13 protein-coding genes are annotated in these 15,353 nt (G+C 68.8%); 4 read left to right on the forward strand and 9 right to left on the reverse strand.

Annotated features, from left to right (window positions below; translation table 11 throughout):
• Window positions 1-307 precede the first annotated feature (307 nt).
• Window positions 308-646: a P-II family nitrogen regulator gene (gene glnK / locus ACWPN7_RS17805; protein ID WP_035670687.1), complete on the reverse strand. Its 339-nt coding sequence runs from the start codon at window positions 644-646 to the stop codon at window positions 308-310.
• A gap of 318 nt (window positions 647-964) precedes the next feature.
• Here glnK and ACWPN7_RS17810 point away from each other — a divergent pair, with 318 nt between their 5' ends.
• Window positions 965-2,215, forward strand: a complete 1,251-nt coding sequence (locus tag ACWPN7_RS17810) for a UbiH/UbiF/VisC/COQ6 family ubiquinone biosynthesis hydroxylase (protein ID WP_137115435.1) — start codon at window positions 965-967, stop codon at window positions 2,213-2,215.
• Window positions 2,216-2,230: 15 nt separating this feature from the next.
• On the opposite strand, the gene thpR is transcribed toward ACWPN7_RS17810, so the two are convergent.
• Genes thpR through ACWPN7_RS17830 form a run of 4 tightly spaced genes read right to left on the reverse strand, consistent with a single transcriptional unit; the run spans window position 2,231 to window position 5,696 of the window.
• Window positions 2,231-2,767, reverse strand: a complete 537-nt coding sequence (gene thpR / locus ACWPN7_RS17815) for an RNA 2',3'-cyclic phosphodiesterase (RefSeq protein ID WP_459196160.1) — start codon at window positions 2,765-2,767, stop codon at window positions 2,231-2,233.
• A 16-nt stretch (window positions 2,768-2,783) separates the two neighbouring features.
• A complete protein-coding gene (locus ACWPN7_RS17820; RefSeq protein ID WP_459196159.1) occupies window positions 2,784-3,827 on the reverse strand; it encodes an NADP(H)-dependent aldo-keto reductase in 1,044 nt (347 codons plus the stop codon).
• A gap of 13 nt (window positions 3,828-3,840) precedes the next feature.
• Window positions 3,841-5,016 (reverse strand): FIST signal transduction protein, encoded by a 1,176-nt coding sequence (locus tag ACWPN7_RS17825; protein ID WP_103040082.1) that lies wholly within the window; start codon window positions 5,014-5,016, stop codon window positions 3,841-3,843.
• Window positions 5,017-5,021: 5 nt separating this feature from the next.
• Window positions 5,022-5,696, reverse strand: a complete 675-nt coding sequence (locus ACWPN7_RS17830) for an arylesterase (protein WP_247891737.1) — start codon at window positions 5,694-5,696, stop codon at window positions 5,022-5,024.
• A 79-nt stretch (window positions 5,697-5,775) separates the two neighbouring features.
• On the opposite strand from ACWPN7_RS17830, the gene ACWPN7_RS17835 reads away from it, so the two are divergent.
• Window positions 5,776-6,510: an ABC transporter ATP-binding protein gene (locus ACWPN7_RS17835; protein ID WP_103040080.1), complete on the forward strand. Its 735-nt coding sequence runs from the start codon at window positions 5,776-5,778 to the stop codon at window positions 6,508-6,510.
• A gap of 108 nt (window positions 6,511-6,618) precedes the next feature.
• The gene (locus tag ACWPN7_RS17840; RefSeq protein ID WP_451990910.1) at window positions 6,619-9,144 is read left to right on the forward strand and encodes an ABC transporter permease; all 2,526 of its coding nucleotides are present in this window, start codon (window positions 6,619-6,621) and stop codon (window positions 9,142-9,144) included.
• 10 nt (window positions 9,145-9,154) lie between these two features.
• On the opposite strand, the gene ACWPN7_RS17845 is transcribed toward ACWPN7_RS17840, so the two are convergent.
• The 3 genes from ACWPN7_RS17845 to dnaK form a co-directional block, all read right to left on the reverse strand.
• Window positions 9,155-10,282 (reverse strand): GGDEF domain-containing protein, encoded by a 1,128-nt coding sequence (locus ACWPN7_RS17845; RefSeq protein WP_149649961.1) that lies wholly within the window; start codon window positions 10,280-10,282, stop codon window positions 9,155-9,157.
• Between the two features lie 291 nt (window positions 10,283-10,573).
• Window positions 10,574-11,716 carry a molecular chaperone DnaJ gene (dnaJ, locus tag ACWPN7_RS17850; protein WP_014239029.1) on the reverse strand — a complete coding sequence of 381 codons (1,143 nt, stop codon included), beginning with the start codon at window positions 11,714-11,716 and terminating at the stop codon, window positions 10,574-10,576.
• A gap of 161 nt (window positions 11,717-11,877) precedes the next feature.
• Complete coding sequence (dnaK, locus tag ACWPN7_RS17855; protein ID WP_257722215.1) at window positions 11,878-14,049, reverse strand: molecular chaperone DnaK; 2,172 nt, start codon at window positions 14,047-14,049, stop codon at window positions 11,878-11,880.
• 298 nt (window positions 14,050-14,347) lie between these two features.
• Between dnaK and ACWPN7_RS17860 the strand changes: the two genes are divergently transcribed.
• Entirely contained in the window at window positions 14,348-14,551 is a 204-nt protein-coding gene (locus ACWPN7_RS17860) for a hypothetical protein (protein WP_014239027.1), read from the forward strand.
• Between the two features lie 204 nt (window positions 14,552-14,755).
• On the opposite strand, the gene ACWPN7_RS17865 is transcribed toward ACWPN7_RS17860, so the two are convergent.
• A complete protein-coding gene (locus ACWPN7_RS17865; RefSeq protein WP_349619087.1) occupies window positions 14,756-15,271 on the reverse strand; it encodes a hypothetical protein in 516 nt (171 codons plus the stop codon).
• Between the last annotated feature and the right edge of the window lie 82 nt (window positions 15,272-15,353).

The raw sequence follows: 15,353 nt of genomic DNA on the forward strand, positions 1-15,353 counted from the left end.
CCGGCCCCGAGGGGCACGGCCCGTCAGGGGCCTCTGGGGGCCTCTGCCCGATACGAAACGGAAACGATCCTACCGGCGGTGGAGTCCCGGCACAAGGGCACAAAACCGGACGAAGCCCGGTCAAGGGAAAGCATACGCCGCCCGTTCCGGCGGCCTTGGTGCCACGGTGGAAAGACTGGCGTTCCCGGCCTCAAGTCACCGGGCAGATCATCGATGCCCCGCGGCAAGAAAAAGCGGACGCGCCTTCCCCCCTCGCGGGAGGGGCCGGGCGATGATGCCCCGCCCGGTCCGCTTCCTCCAGGACGCCTCAGAGAGCTTCGGTGTTGGTCTCGCCGGTGCGGATGCGCACGGCCTGGGCGATGTCCAGCACGAAGATCTTGCCGTCGCCGATGCGGCCGGTGTTGGCGGCCTTCTGGATCGCCTCGACCACCTGCTCGTACTGGTCGTCGGACACCGCGACCTCGACCTTCACCTTGGGCAGGAAGCTCACGGAATACTCGGCGCCGCGGTAGATCTCGGTCTGACCCTTCTGGCGTCCGAAGCCCTTGACCTCGCTCACCGTCAGGCCCTGGATCCCGAGCGACGTCAGCGCCTCGCGCACTTCGTCGAGCTTGAACGGCTTGATGATGGCCATAACCAGTTTCATGTGGCTTCCCCTTGGTATGCGTGTTTGCGGGCCCCTGCGGTCGCCCGGTCCCCCCTCGGCCGATCCCGCCGTGGCGGCGGGTTTTCCGAACGTGACTCGAGCGTGTTCGCCTCGACCATAAAAAGCAATGTCTTCAAAAATCGTGCCGGTTGCAGAATCGGCCCTTTTCAGCGGTTTTTGGCTGTTTCGCCGATCGATTGGGCAGGTCATGCCTAATAATTACGCAATTCGGGGGCCGCGACGCAGCGCCGCTGGACATCCGGAGCAAGCGGAACGATTGTTCGTACCCGTCTACACTGATCGAAGGGCAGCGCCATCATGACCGAATCGGGCACCACCGCAGCGCAGGAGATCACGACCGACGTCGTCGTGTTGGGCGGCGGACTGGCCGGACTCAGCATGGCGGCGGCCCTGGCCACCGCGGGCGTTCCGGTCGTCTGCATCGACCGCGACAGCCCCGACCGGCAGGCGGGGGACGACTTCGACATCCGCACCACGGCGGTCGCCTACGCCTCGATGAAGGTGCTGGAGGGGGCGGGCGTGTGGAAGCACATGGAGCCCTACGCCGGCCCGATCCTGGACATCCGGGTGGCCGACCAGTTCTCGCCCCTGTTCGTCCATTACGACCACACGGAGCTGACCTGGGACGGCAAGAACCAGCCCTTCGGCTGGATTCTCGACAACAAGGACATGCGCCGCGCCCTGTTCGCCCGCGCCAAGGAACTGCCCGGCCTGCACCATCTGGCCCCGGCCCAGGCGGTGTCGATCGAGCGCAGCCGCGCCGGCGCCACGGTGACGCTGGCCGACGGGCGGGTGGTCAAGGCGCGGCTGGTGGTCGGGGCCGACGGGCGCCGCTCGCTGGCGCGGGAGAGCGCCGGGATCAAGCTGCGCACCTGGGCCTACGACCAGACCGCGATCATCTGCACGATCCGCCATTCAGAGCCGCACAACGGCGTGGCCGTGGAGCATTTCCTGCCCAACGGCCCCTTCGCCGTGCTGCCGATGACCGAGAACCGCTCCTCCATCGTGTGGAGCGAGAAGCGATCGCTGGTCGACATGTATCTGAAGCTGCCCGAGGACCAGTTCATCGACGAGCTGACCCGCCGGTCGGGCGGCTATCTGGGCGACATCGAGCTGGTGACCCGGCGCGACGCCTGGCCGCTGTCGGTGCTGCTGGCCGAGCGCTTCATCGCGGAGCGCGTCGCCCTGATCGGCGAGGCGGCCCACGCCATCCACCCCATCGCCGGGCAGGGGCTAAACCTGGGCCTGCGCGACGTGGCGGCGCTCGCCGAGGTGATCGTGGACGCCCACCGGCTGGGGCTGGACGTCGGCTCGCCGGAGGTGCTGGCGCGCTTCCAGCGCTGGCGCCGCTTCGACACGGTGCTGCTGGCCGTGGTCTGCGACGGTCTGGTCCACCTGTTCTCGAACAACATCCCGCCGATCAAGCTGGCCCGCGACGTCGGCATGGCCGTCGTCAACCGCCTGCCGCCGCTGAAGCGCTTCTTCATGCGGCACGCGATGGGCGTGGTCGGCGAACTGCCGCGGATGATCAAGGGCGTGCCGCTGTAAGGCGCCGCCCGCCCGTCATCCCAGCCCGTATTCCGACAGCGCCTCGTACACCGCGGCCCCTTTGCCCAGGTGGCTGCGGTAGAGCGTGAAGTGCTCCACCCGGATCGGACCGGCGCGGAACATCCCGCGCTCCTCGACGAAGCGCCCGATCCGGTCCTTCGGCGCGTCCTTCAGGCGGGCGAGCGTGACGTGGGGCGAAAATTTGCGCTCTTCCGCCGGCAGGCCGCAGCGGACCAGCGCCGACTCGACCTTGGACTGGAGGTGCGACAAGGCGTCGCTGCGCTCCACCCCGGCCCAGAGGACGCGGGCGTTGCGGCCGCTGCCGTACACGCCCACGCCGTCCAGAACCAGATCGAAGGCCGGCGCAGCGATCTGCGCCAGCAACTCGTCGATCTCCGCCGCCTGATCCTCCGGCACCTCCCCGATGAAGCGGAGTGTCAGGTGCAGGTTATCCGCGTCGGTCCAGCGGGCGCCGGGCACGCCGCCGCCCAGCCCCGCCAGACGCCGGCGCACATCCTCCGGAAAATCGAGGGCGACGAAGAGACGGATCATTGGCCTTCCGGAACGGTTATGGGCAGGGGTCGGGATAGCGGGCGTTGACCGCCTCGATGTCCTTCATCACCTCGTCCGACAGCGTGACGTCCACCGCCGCGATGTTGGACTTGAGGTCCTCCATGGTCGTCGCGCCGATCAACGAGGACGCCACGAAGGGCTGCTGCAGGGTGAAGGCGATGGCCATCTGGGTCGGCGACAGGCCGTGGCGCCGGGCGACGTCCAGATACTCCCGGGTCGCCGCGTCGGCGTTGACGGTGGCGTAGCGCGACTTGCGGTGATCCAGCGCGCGGCGGGTGCCGGCGGGCACGACGCCGTCCAAATACTTGCCGGTCAGCGTTCCGGCGGCCAGCGGCGAGTAAGCCAGAAGCCCGACATCCTCGCGCAGCGACACCTCGGCCAGGCCCTGCTCGAAGGTCCTGTTCAGCAGGTTGTAGGCGTTCTGGATCGAGGCGATGCGCGGCAGGCCCTTGTCCTGCGCCAGCTTCAGGAACTGCATCACCCCCCAGGGCGACTCGTTCGACACGCCGATGTGGCGGACCTTGCCGGACGTCACCAGCTCGTCGAGCGCCGACAGAGTCTCCTCGATGGGCGTGCCGTCCTTCTCCGGCCGGTGGACGTAGTTTCGCGCGCCGAAGCGGTTGGTCGAGCGGTCGGGCCAGTGGAGCTGGTACAGGTCGATGTAGTCGGTCTGGAGCCGGCGCAGGCTGGCCTCCACCGCCGCGAAGATGTTGGCACGGTCAAGCTTCGCCTCGCCGTTGCGCACCCAGGCGAAGCCGCCGTCGCTGGCGCCGACGACCTTGCTCGCCAGGATCACCTGATCGCGCTTGCCGTTCGCCTTGAACCAGGTGCCGATCACCTCCTCCGTACGTCCGTACGTGTCGGCGGTCGGGGGGATGGCGTACATCTCCGCCGTATCCCAGAAATTCACGCCCTCGCCGAGCGCGTAGTCCATCTGGGCGTGGCCCTCGGCCTCGCTGTTCTGGCGGCCCCAGGTCATGGTGCCCAGGCCGATGGCGCTGACCGACAGGCCGGTGCGGCCGAGCGGACGGTATTGCATTTGTCTTTGATCCTTAAAGGAACAGGGTGAGCACGCCGGTGTATCCGTACAGGCGGGCGTTGGAGATCTCGCCGCTGGCGAAGAATCCGGCCAGCGGGATGTCGCCGAAGGTTTCGCGGATCAGCGCCAGCTCCTGGCTGCCCTCGCCGAACAGGCTGGGGCCGCGGGCGATGCAGCTGACGTAGAGGGCGCCCTTCGGGGTGGTCTTCACGCGCTTCTTCAGATTGGCCAGCATGCGGCGCATGTCGGCCTCGGCGCTCTGCTGGTCGCGGCGGGTGAACAGAATGGGCTGGCCGCTCTGCACATGGTGGGCGACGGCGATCCAGCCGGCGCGCGGGTCGATGGCGATCAGGTCGCGGACCAGATAGTCCGCGGTGTCGCTGCCGGCGATCGGCAGGCCGGCGAAGATGTAGCCGGACACCCGCTTGAGGTCGCGGGCCAGCAATTCGCCGATGTCCTCCTTGAAGACCTCCAGCGCCGGGCGCCCGTCGATCTCCAGAACGACGTTGTCCTCCGCCGCGGTGATGGTGCGCACCGGCCCGATGGGCGTGCAGCCCTGGCTGAGCCCGGTGGCGACCGGCACCTGCGGCGCGAACAGCACGCCCGACACGCCGCCGTCGGCCACCGGCCCGCCGACCATCGTGGCGGTGTTGCCGGGGATGGTGAATTGCGGGAACTCCGACCGCGAGGCCGACAGGCCGCCGACCAGGAAAGCCCCGGTTGATTCCGCCAGCGAAACGACCAAGCCGGCCAGATCCTGGTGGCGCGGGTCGGCGTGGGCGAGCGCCAGCATGGCGCCGTGCTTGTCCAGCCAGCCGCCGGCCATGCGGCGCAGCGGCTCCATGTCGCCCGACACCACCGGGAACAGACGGAAGCCCTCCGGCGGCAGGCGGGCCACCATCACGGCGATGCCCGGCTTGTCGAAGATTTCCTCGTCGTTGGCGCAGACGCCGATGCCGACCGTGCCCACCCAGTCGCGGATGCCGGTGACGCCGCGCAGCAAGGTGACCATGCTCGTCGCGTGCTCGGCCAGCGCGTCGGTGATGTAGAGGAAGCCGAGATTGCAGCCCTCCACCGCGCCGAGTTCGTCCAGGCACGACTTGACGACGGCGCCCCATTCGGTGCCGGTGGCCGATGCGGCCTTGAAGTAAGTCTCGGTGGTGGCGGTGTCGCCGGCCAGGGTCGCCATGGGTGTCAGTCTCCGCTTTTGGCGATGCCGTCCAGAAGGCGGGCGACGTGGGGCGTGATGCGCTCCACGATCACCTTCACGCCGGCCGCGTTGGGATGGATGCCATCGGGCTGGTTCAGCGCGGCGTCGGCCGCCACACCGTCCAGGAAGAACGGGTAGAGCTGCACGTCGTACGTCTTCGCCAAATCAGGGTAGATGGCGTTGAAGCGGTCCATGTACGCGCGGCCCAGGCTGGGCGACGCGTACATGCCGGCCAGCAGCACGGGCAGCGTCTCGCCGGTCAGCCGCTTCAGGATGGCGTCGAGGTTGGCGCGCGCCGCGGCGGGGTCGAGCCCGCGCAGCATGTCGTTCGCCCCCAGTTCCACCAGCACGGCGTCCGGCTTGTCGGCCAGCGCCCAGTCGAGCCGCGACAGACCGCCGGCCGTGGTGTCGCCCGACACGCCGGCGTTGACGACGGTCACGTCGTAGCCCTTCGCCCGCAGTGCCGCCTGCAACTGCACCGTGAAAGCCTGCGGTTCGGGAAGGCCGTAGCCGGCGGTCAGGCTGTCGCCGAGCGCCAGCAGGGTGTAAGGCCCCTTCCCCGCCCCGCTTTGGGCGAGCGCGGGGGCGGTCATGCCGACCCCAGCGCCGATGCCCGCAACGACGGCGAGAGCGGCCAGCCCCGACCGAAGGAGGGCCATGTTGAAATGGCGGCGCACCATGCCATATGGCGTGAGGTTTTCCCGCCCATTTCCCCGCCCGTTCCAGAGACGCATGCCAATGTCCCGACCCGATTCCGTTGAGTCCACCATCGTCGATCTCGACGAGGTGCATCTGAGATTGGACAGCGCGGCCGGACCCGTCAACATCCTGAGAGGCTTGAATCTCCGCATCCAGCCCGGTGAACGGGTCGGCGTGGTCGGCCCGTCGGGCTCCGGCAAATCGACCATGATGATGGTCATGGCCGGGCTGGAACGCCCCACGGGCGGGACCGTGCGTGTCGCCGGACAGGATCTGGGCCGGCTGGACGAGGACGGGCTTGCGCGCTTCCGCCGCGACCATGTGGGGATCGTCTTCCAGGCTTTCCACCTCGTGCCGACGATGACCGCGCTGGAGAACGTCGCCATCCCCCTGGAATTCGCCGGGGCTGCCGACGCCTTTGATCGCGCGCGGCAAGGGCTGGAGGCGGTCGGGCTGGCCCACCGGCTGACCCACTATCCGGGCCAGCTCTCCGGCGGCGAGCAGCAGCGCGTCGCCCTGGCCCGCGCCTTCGTCGCCGAGCCGTCGCTGCTGCTGGCCGACGAGCCGACCGGCAATCTCGACATCGGCACCGGCGCCACCATCGTGGAGCTGCTGTTCGACCTCGCCGAGCGGCGGGGCACGACGCTGGTGCTGATCACCCACGACCCGTCCCTGGCCGACCGCTGCGACCGGACCGTGCGCCTGATGGACGGGCGCATCGTCGACGACGGCACGGCCGCCCGCGCCGAGCGCGAGCGCGTGGCGGGGGATTGAAATGTCCAGGGGCGTGGCTGAGCCGGGCCCCCACCCAACCCTCCCCCGCTGCGCAGGGGAGGGCTTCTTCCACTGCCCACACATCGTCACACCCCGCTGGACGCCCCCATGACCAACCTCGCCCTCGCCTTCCGTCTGGCCCGCCGCGAGCTGCGCGGGGGACTGAAGGGGTTCCGCATCTTCCTGGCCTGTCTGACGCTCGGCGTCGCCGCCATTGCCGCGGTCAACTCCGTGTCCGGCGGCGTGCTGTCGGGCCTGCAGGCGGACGGACGGGCGATCCTGGGCGGCGACGTCGCACTGCGGCAGATCTACGCACCGCCGACCGACGAGCAGCGCTCCTGGCTGGAGCAGGCCGGGCGCCTGTCGCAGTCGGTGGAGATGCGCGCCATGGCCCGCTCCGCCGACGACGCGCGGTCCACGCTGGTCGAGCTGAAGGCGGTGGACGGCGTCTACCCGCTCTACGGCTCCGTGGCCCTGGCGCCGGAGGGTGACCTGCACACGGCGCTGGCCAACCGCGACGGGCGCTGGGGCGCGCTGGTCGAGGACGGGCTGCTCGACCGGCTGGGGCTGAAGACCGGCGACACGCTGCGCCTGGGCGAGGGCGAGTTCGCCGTGCGCGGCGTGCTGACGCGGGAGCCGGACCGGGCGTCCAACGGCGCCTTCTCGCTGGGGCCGCGGGTGATGATCGGCCTGCCGTCGCTGGAGGGCACCGGCCTGCTCCAGCCCGGCAGCATCGTCTATTGGACCGCAAAGCTGGCCCTGCCGCCGGGCACCGACGTGGCGGCGTGGCAGACGGCGCTGACGGCGCGCTTTCCCGACGCCGGCTGGCGGGTCCGCGACTTCACCAACGCCTCCCCGCAGATCGAGCGCTTCATCGACCGCATGACGCTGTTCCTGACGCTGGTCGGGCTGACCGCCCTGCTGGTCGGCGGGGTCGGGGTGGGCAACGCGGTGCGCAGCCATCTCGATTCGCGCGCCCGCACCATCGCCACGCTGAAATGCCTGGGTGCGCCGGGCGATCTGGTCTTCCAAGTCTATCTGCTGCAGATCCTCGCCCTGTCGGGGCTGGGCATCCTGCTGGGGCTGCTGCTCGGCGCCGTGGCGCCGCTGGGGCTGGGCTCGCTGCTCGACCAGGTGCTGCCGGTGCCCACCCGGATCGGCGTCTACCCGAGCGCCCTGGCGCTGGCCGCGCTCTATGGCCTGCTGACCGCGCTGACCTTCTCGCTGTGGCCGCTGGGCCGCGCGCGGGAGGTGCCGGCGGCAGCGCAGTTCCGCGACGTGGTCGCCCCCGCCGGCGGCCGTCCTCGCGCCGTCTATCTGGCGGCGATGGCGCTGACCGTGGCGGCGCTGGCCGGGCTGGCCGTCGCCACCGCCCACAACAAAATGTTCGCCGCCTGGTTCGTCGGCGGCTCCATCGCTACCTTCATCGCCTTCCGCGTGGCCGCCTGGCTGGTGGTGCGCGGGGCCGCGGCGGCGGGGCGGCCGCGCCGTCCAGGGATGCGGCTGGCGCTCGCCAACCTGCACCGGCCGGGCAACCCGACCGGGGCGGTGGTGCTGTCGCTCGGCCTCGGCCTGACGGTGCTGGTGGCCATCGCGCTGATCGAGGGCAACTTCTCCCGCCGGGTCAACGAGACGATCCCCAAGGACGCGCCCAGCTTCTTCTTCGTGGACATCCAGCCCGACCAGTTCGAGCCGCTGAAACAGATGGTCTCCGCCCTGCCCGGCACCAGCGGGTTCGAGGCGGTGCCCAGCTTGCGCGGGCGGATCGAGACGGTGAATGGCCAGCCGGCGGAAAAGGCGTTGGTCAACCCCGAGCAGTCCTGGGTGCTGTCCGGCGACCGCGGCATCACCTATTCCGCCAAGCTGCCCGAGCATTCGGAGATCGTCGCCGGCTCCTGGTGGCCGGAGGACTACAAGGGGGCGCCGCTGATCTCCATCCATCAGAACGTGGCGAGCGCCTTCGGCATCGGTCCTGGTGCCACCATGGGGATCAACGTCCTGGGCCGCACCATCGAGGCGACGGTGGGCAACGTGCGCGCCGCCGACTTCTCGACGCTGGCCATCAACTTCGCCCTGGTCTTCGCGCCGGGCACGCTGGAGCGGGCGCCGCAGACCTGGATCGCCACCGTCCGCAGCACCCCGGCGGCGGAGCCGGAGGTCCAGCGTTCCGTCCTGCAGCGCTTCCCCAACGTCACGCTGGTGCGGGTGAAGGACGCGCTGGACACGGTGGGCACCATGCTGGGCCACATCGGCACGGCGGTGCGCATCACCGCGGGCATCACGCTGGCCGCCGGCACGCTGGTCCTGGCCGGGGCGGTCGCCGCCGGGCACCGCCGCCGGGTCTACGACGCGGTGGTGCTGAAGGTGCTCGGCGCCACGCGGGCCGACGTGCTGAAGGCGTTCCTGCTGGAGTATGGGCTGCTGGGCATCCTGACCGCGGCCATCGCCGGGGTCATCGGCACCATCACGGCCTGGGCGGTGATGACCTTCCTGATGCGCTGGGACTGGACGTTCCTGCCGTCGGCGGTGCTGACCACGGCGCTGCTGAGCACGGCGATCACGCTGGCCTTCGGCTTCCTCGGAACGTGGCGGGCGCTCGGCCAGCCCTCCGCCCCGCTACTGCGCAACGACTGACGGAAGGCGGTCAGGCGGGTTCGGGGACGCGGTCGTCGGAGACGATCCGGTTCTTGCCGGACTGCTTGGCCGCGTACATGCGCTGGTCGGCCAGATCGACCAGCCTTTCCCAGTCCACCGGGCGGTCGTGGAGGTATTCGGCGACGCCGATGCTGGCGGTCTGCAGGGTGCCATCCGGGCGCTTGCCCAGGCCCCGCTCGTGCAGCCGCTCCACCGCGGTCAGGGCGCCCTGACGGCCGGTGTTGGGCATGATGACCACGAACTCCTCCCCGCCCCAGCGGACCAGCACGTCGGACTGGCGCAGCATGGCGCGGATCGCCTCCGCCGCCCGCCCGAGCTGTTTGTCGCCCTGGTCGTGGCCGAACCGGTCGTTGATCGACTTGAAATTGTCCAGGTCGAAGAAGATCACCGACAGCGGATGGTCCGAGCGCTGGGCGTGGGCGAACTGCAGCCGCAGAAGCTCCTCGCCGATGCGGCGGGAGAAGGCGCCGGTCAGCCCGTCGTGCGACGCCTGATCGACCAGGGCCATCATGAAGTGCAGCTGGCTCATCGCCGCCAGCGTCGCCACCACCATGATGAGCACCAGCAGCCACAGGGCGCCCAGATAGGAGGGGAAGGGGAAGACCAGCGAGCCGTAGACCCCGGCCAGCATGTGCGCCGCCAGCATCGGCGTCGCGAAGGCCAGCCCCTCCAGCGCGGTCAGCGGGAAGACGCTGAGCCCCGCCACCATCACGAAGGGCAGGAAGGCGTAGCCGGCGGCCACCGCCAGCGCGCTTCCCGCGATCATGTCCTCGTTCAGCATGGGGTGCGAGGCGAGGAAGAAGATCGTCGGCACCGCCAGCAGCAGGGCCAGCCCCCGCCACGCGCTGCCCATGTCGTCGCAGATCCGGTAGCCGAGCGCCAGCGCGCCGAAGGCGAAGCTGGACACCAGCCGCAGGCCGGCCAGATAGCCCCACAGCGGCCAGGGGAAGATGAAGACGTCGATGACGATCCACAGCGGCGTCAGCACCGCAAAGACCGCCGCGACCATGCGGACGCGGGAATGGATCAGCACGGCCCGGCGACGCTGGATGATCGGGGTGTGTCCGCCCGGATGCATCAGGTCGCGCAACTGCTCGAAGGAGAGATCGCCGCTCACCGCCTGGAATGCCCTCTCCGCGAACCGCCTGAGGAGATTAAGCGCTTGTTGATACACGCGATGCCCCCCATCGGCAACGGCAATTGCTGTGATTTCCAGGGATACGTGCGTATGCGGCGCGGCCTGTGGCATCAACGCATTTGTACGTGATTTGCCGGGACAGTCTTCCCGCCGCCCGCCGCTGTCAACGCCGGAGTGGTCATACCACTGGGGCAAAAGAACGCGGCGCGCATAAAAAAGGCCCGGCTGGCGGCCGGGCCTTTCTCACGGGGCGGAACGAAGGGAAGGCACTCAGTCCTTCAGGTCTTCCCACAGCTCCTTCACCTTGGCGAAGAAGCCTTCGGACTGCGGGTGGGAGCCTTCCTTGCCGGCGGTGTCGAACTCGCGCAGAAGCTCCTGCTGCTTCTTGGTCAGGTTGACCGGAGTCTCGACGACGGCCTGGATGTACATGTCGCCGCGCTGCTGGCTGCGCAGCACCGACATGCCCTTGCCCTTGATGCGGAACTGATGGCCGGACTGGGTGCCCGGCGGGACCGTCACCTTGGTGCGGCTGCCCTCGATGGTCGGCACCTCCACCGTGCCGCCCAGCGCCGCGGTGGTCATCGGGATCGGCACCCGGCAGTGGATGTTGGCGCCGTCGCGCTGGAAGATCGGGTGCGGCGCGATGGCCAGGAAGATGTAGAGGTCGCCCGGCGGCGCGCCGCGCAACCCCGCCTCGCCCTCGCCGGCCAGACGGATGCGGGTGCCGTCCTCCACGCCCGCGGGGATGTTGACCTGGAGGGTCTTCTCCTTGCGCAGGCGCCCGGCGCCGCCGCAGCTCTTGCAGGGGTCCTTGATGACGCGGCCCTGGCCGTGGCAGGCCGGGCAGGTGCGCTCGATGGTGAAGAAGCCCTGCTGGGCGCGCACCTTGCCATGGCCCTGGCAGGTCGGGCAGGTGACCGGCTGGGTTCCCGCCGCCGCCCCGGAGCCGCTGCAGGAATCGCAGGCGACGGTGGAGGGGACGCGGACGTTGGCCGTGGTGCCCTTGAAGGCCTCCTCCAGCCCGATCTCCAGATTGTAGCGCAGGTCCTGGCCGCGGCCCGACGCGCCGCCGCCGCCGCGGCGCCCGCCCATGAACTCCCCGAACATCTCGTCGAAGATGTCGGCGAAGCCGCCGCCACCGCCGCCGAAATCGAAGCCGCCGAAGCCGCCGCCGCCGCCGCGCCCGTTCTCAAAGGCGCCGTGGCCGAAGCGGTCGTAGGCCGCGCGCTTCTGCTCGTCCTTCAGAACGTCGTAGGCTTCGCTGATTTCCTTGAACTTGTGCTCGGCGTCCTTGTCACCCTGGTTGCGGTCCGGGTGATATTGCATCGCCATCTTGCGGTACGCTTTTTTGATCTCGTCCGCGCTGGCGCCCTTCGCCACCCCGAGCAGCTCGTAATAGTCCTGTTTCGCCATGGGCCCCGACCGCCTTCACATACAATAGACCAATCATATCTCCGGCCCGCCACCGCAGGACGGATGACGGGCCGGACGATACTGCATGGCGCCGGGTTCTCCCGGCTGTGACACCGGAGGCAACGGGCGGCTGCCCAACGATTGCCTCCGGTTCCGAACGCTTAGGCCGACTTCTTCTTGTCGTCGTCCACTTCCTCGAAGTCGGCGTCGACCACGCCCGGCTCGTTCGGGGCGGCGCCCGCCGCACCGGCGGCACCGGCGCCCGGGGCCTCGCCCTGGCCGGCCTTGTACATGGCCTCGCCCAGCTTCATCGACACCTGGGCCAGCGCCTCGGTCTTCGCCTTCACGGCCTCCAGATCCTCGCCGTCCAGCACCGACTTCAGCTCGGCCACGGCGGCCTCCGCGGCGGTCTTGTCGGCGGCCGGGATCTTGTCGCCGTTCTCCTTGATCGTCCGCTCGGTGGTGTGGATCAGCGCGTCCGCGTGGTTGCGGGCGTCCACCAGCTCGCGGCGCTTCTTGTCGTCCGCGGCGTGGGCCTCGGCGTCCTTCACCATCTTGTTGATGTCGGCGTCCGACAGGCCGCCCGACGCCTGGATGCGGATCTGCTGCTCCTTGCCGGTGGCCTTGTCCTTCGCCGTGACGCTGACGATGCCGTTGGCGTCGATGTCGAAGGTCACCTCGACCTGCGGCACGCCGCGCGGGGCCGGCGGGATGCCGACGAGGTCGAACTGGCCGAGCAGCTTGTTGTCCGCGGCCATCTCGCGTTCGCCCTGGAAGACGCGGATGGTCACCGCGTTCTGGTTGTCCTCGGCGGTCGAGAAGGTCTGGGACTTCTTGGTCGGGATCGTCGTGTTGCGGTCGATCAGGCGGGTGAACACGCCGCCCAGCGTCTCGATGCCCAGGCTGAGCGGGGTGACGTCGAGCAGCAGGACGTCCTTGACCTCGCCCTTCAGCACGCCGCCCTGGATGGCGGCGCCGATGGCGACCACCTCGTCCGGGTTCACGCCGCGGTGCGGCTCACGGCCGAAGAACTGCTTCACCGCCTCGATGACCTTGGGCATGCGGGTCATGCCGCCGACCAGAATCACCTCGTCGATCTCGTTGGCCTTCAGGCCGGCGTCGCGCAGAGCGGCCTTGCAGGGCTCGATCGTGCGGGCGACCAGCTCGTCCACCAGGGCTTCCAGCTTGGCGCGGGTCAGCTTGACGTTCAGGTGCTTCGGGCCGGACTGGTCGGCGGTGATGAAGGGCAGGTTGACCTCGGTCTGCATGGCCGAGGACAGCTCGATCTTCGCCTTCTCGGCGGCTTCCTTCAGGCGCTGCAGGGCCAGACGGTCCTTGCGCAGGTCGATGCCCTGCTCCTTCTGGAACTCGTCGGCGAGGTAGTCGATGATGCGGGCGTCGAAGTCCTCACCGCCGAGGAAGGTGTCGCCGTTGGTCGACTTCACCTCGAACACGCCGTCGCCGATCTCCAGCACGGAGACGTCGAAGGTGCCGCCGCCGAGGTCGTACACGGCGATGGTGCCGGCGCCCTTCTTCTCCATGCCGTAGGCCAGGGCGGCCGCCGTCGGCTCGTTGATGATGCGCAGCACTTCCAGGCCGGCGATCTTGCCGGCGTCCTTGGTCGCCTGGCGCTGGCTGTCGTTGAAGTAGGCCGGGACGGTGATGACCGCCTGGGTCACCTTCTCGCCCAGATAGTTCTCAGCCGTCTCCTTCATCTTCTGCAGGATGAAGGCGCTGATCTGCGACGGGCTGTACTTCTTGCCGACGGCTTCCACCCAGGCGTCGCCGTTGTCGCCGGGAATGATCTTGTAGGGGACGAGGCCCTGGTCCTTCTTGGTCAGCGGATCGTCGTAGCGGCGGCCGATCAGACGCTTGATCGCGAAGAGGGTGTTCTCGGGGTTCGTCACCGCCTGACGCTTGGCCGGCTGGCCGACCAGACGCTCCGCGTTCTGCGCGAAGGCGACCATGGACGGCGTGGTGCGCGTGCCTTCGGCGTTCTCGATCACCTTGGCGCTGGAGCCTTCCATGACGGCCACGCAGGAGTTCGTGGTGCCGAGGTCGATGCCAATGACTTTGCTCATGTTCAGCCTCTGTTGTTCGGCAGATGCGTGGCGGCCCGTTTGGTCCGGCACCGCCGCGATCCCCTTGGGGTCGGTGGAACGGTTGGGTGGAATAACGTCTGTCGCCGGAGATATAGGCAGGTGCGTTTCGGGCTGCAACGTCCTGGTCAATCCGCCAACCGTCAAAAGACCAAAAGGTGACGCGCACGCCGAGGCATATCGTCGCGCCTGCGGCTTCGCGCCGCAAGTGAATACTGGGGTATTCAGAAGCATAAGGCGTGCAACCGCCCCCCTTTATCCCCCGACCGTGCCGAAAGCGGTCTGTTACAGGGCTTTAACACAAGCAAAACGGTCGCAACCCAGCCATGTTAACTTTTCATTAACAAGTAATGGTGTGCATTACAGTGCACAATCAATTGCCGGTTGCCTTGTTTCTTTGTTGTCCGAAGATTCTAATAGTGGAGAATCGAAGGAAATATGATATATCCCTCACTGGTCAAGGGGCCGCTCTTGCCAGCGGATATGGCCTTCCGAAGCGGGACCGTGTGCAGCATTCCATAGGGGGATCAAGATGATGGACGAACGGCGCGACATGGCATTGGCCATCAAGTCCTGCCTCGACAGCCTTATGGACGACGCGACGAAGTGCGACCTGGACGATCTGGCGCGCTTCATCAGCCTGGCCGCCCTGGCGGCGGAAGAGGCGGCCATGGCCTTCGATCCGAAGGCGGCGCAGTTGAAGGCCCTGATGTCCGGCGGCGCCGGCCACTGCTGACCTCCGGAATCCTGACCTCATTGAACGCTGAACGCCTGGGTCTTGGGCGCCCGGGTCTTGACCGCCTGAATGCTGACCGCCTGAGCCGGTGCGGGAACGCCGGTGACTTCGGGCCCAAACAGTCAGGCCGCAAAAGAACCGGAAAAGAAAAAGCCGCCCTCGACGGGGCGGCTTTCCTGTTTCCGGACACGTCCCGAAGTCCTTTTACAGGATCTCCGCCGCGCGAATCGCCCCGTCGAGCAGGGCCAGCGTGCCGGCGCAGGACTCGTCCCCGTCCATGACCATGGGCAGGCGGTAGCTGAACATGGCCGCCGCCGCCTTGCCGTCCCGCTCCGCCCCGACCAGCCAGAGGTAATGGGCGTCGGTGTGGCCGTCCTCCTCCGTCATCATCACGGCCTGGGCCAAGACGCCGTCGTCGCCCCAGGGCTCGACGATCCGGTCGCTGGCGCGCTGGTCGTCGGGGCGCACGAAGCGCAGAGCCATCTCGCGCAGCACCGCCACGGCGCCGTCAGGCCCGTCCTTGGGCGCCACCCGGTCGGTGACCAGCCGCAGCACGCCCCCCGCCGGGGCCGGCGGGTGGAAGGCGGCCACGGCGTGGCCCTCGTGCTCCTCGACCTCCGGGCGCCAGCCGTCCGGCAACCGGAACCGCACCACCCCTTCCCACTCCACGCTGTGGCCCGCACCGTTGCCCACGCTGTGGCCATCCTGTCCGCCCGTCACGGCATCCTCCCCTGATCCTGTGCCCCTGATCCTGTGCCGGCACTTTAGGCCGAAGCGCCGGCGAATCCAGCCTTGATCGCGG

This window comes from Azospirillum sp. UENF 312511 (assembly GCF_058780635.1).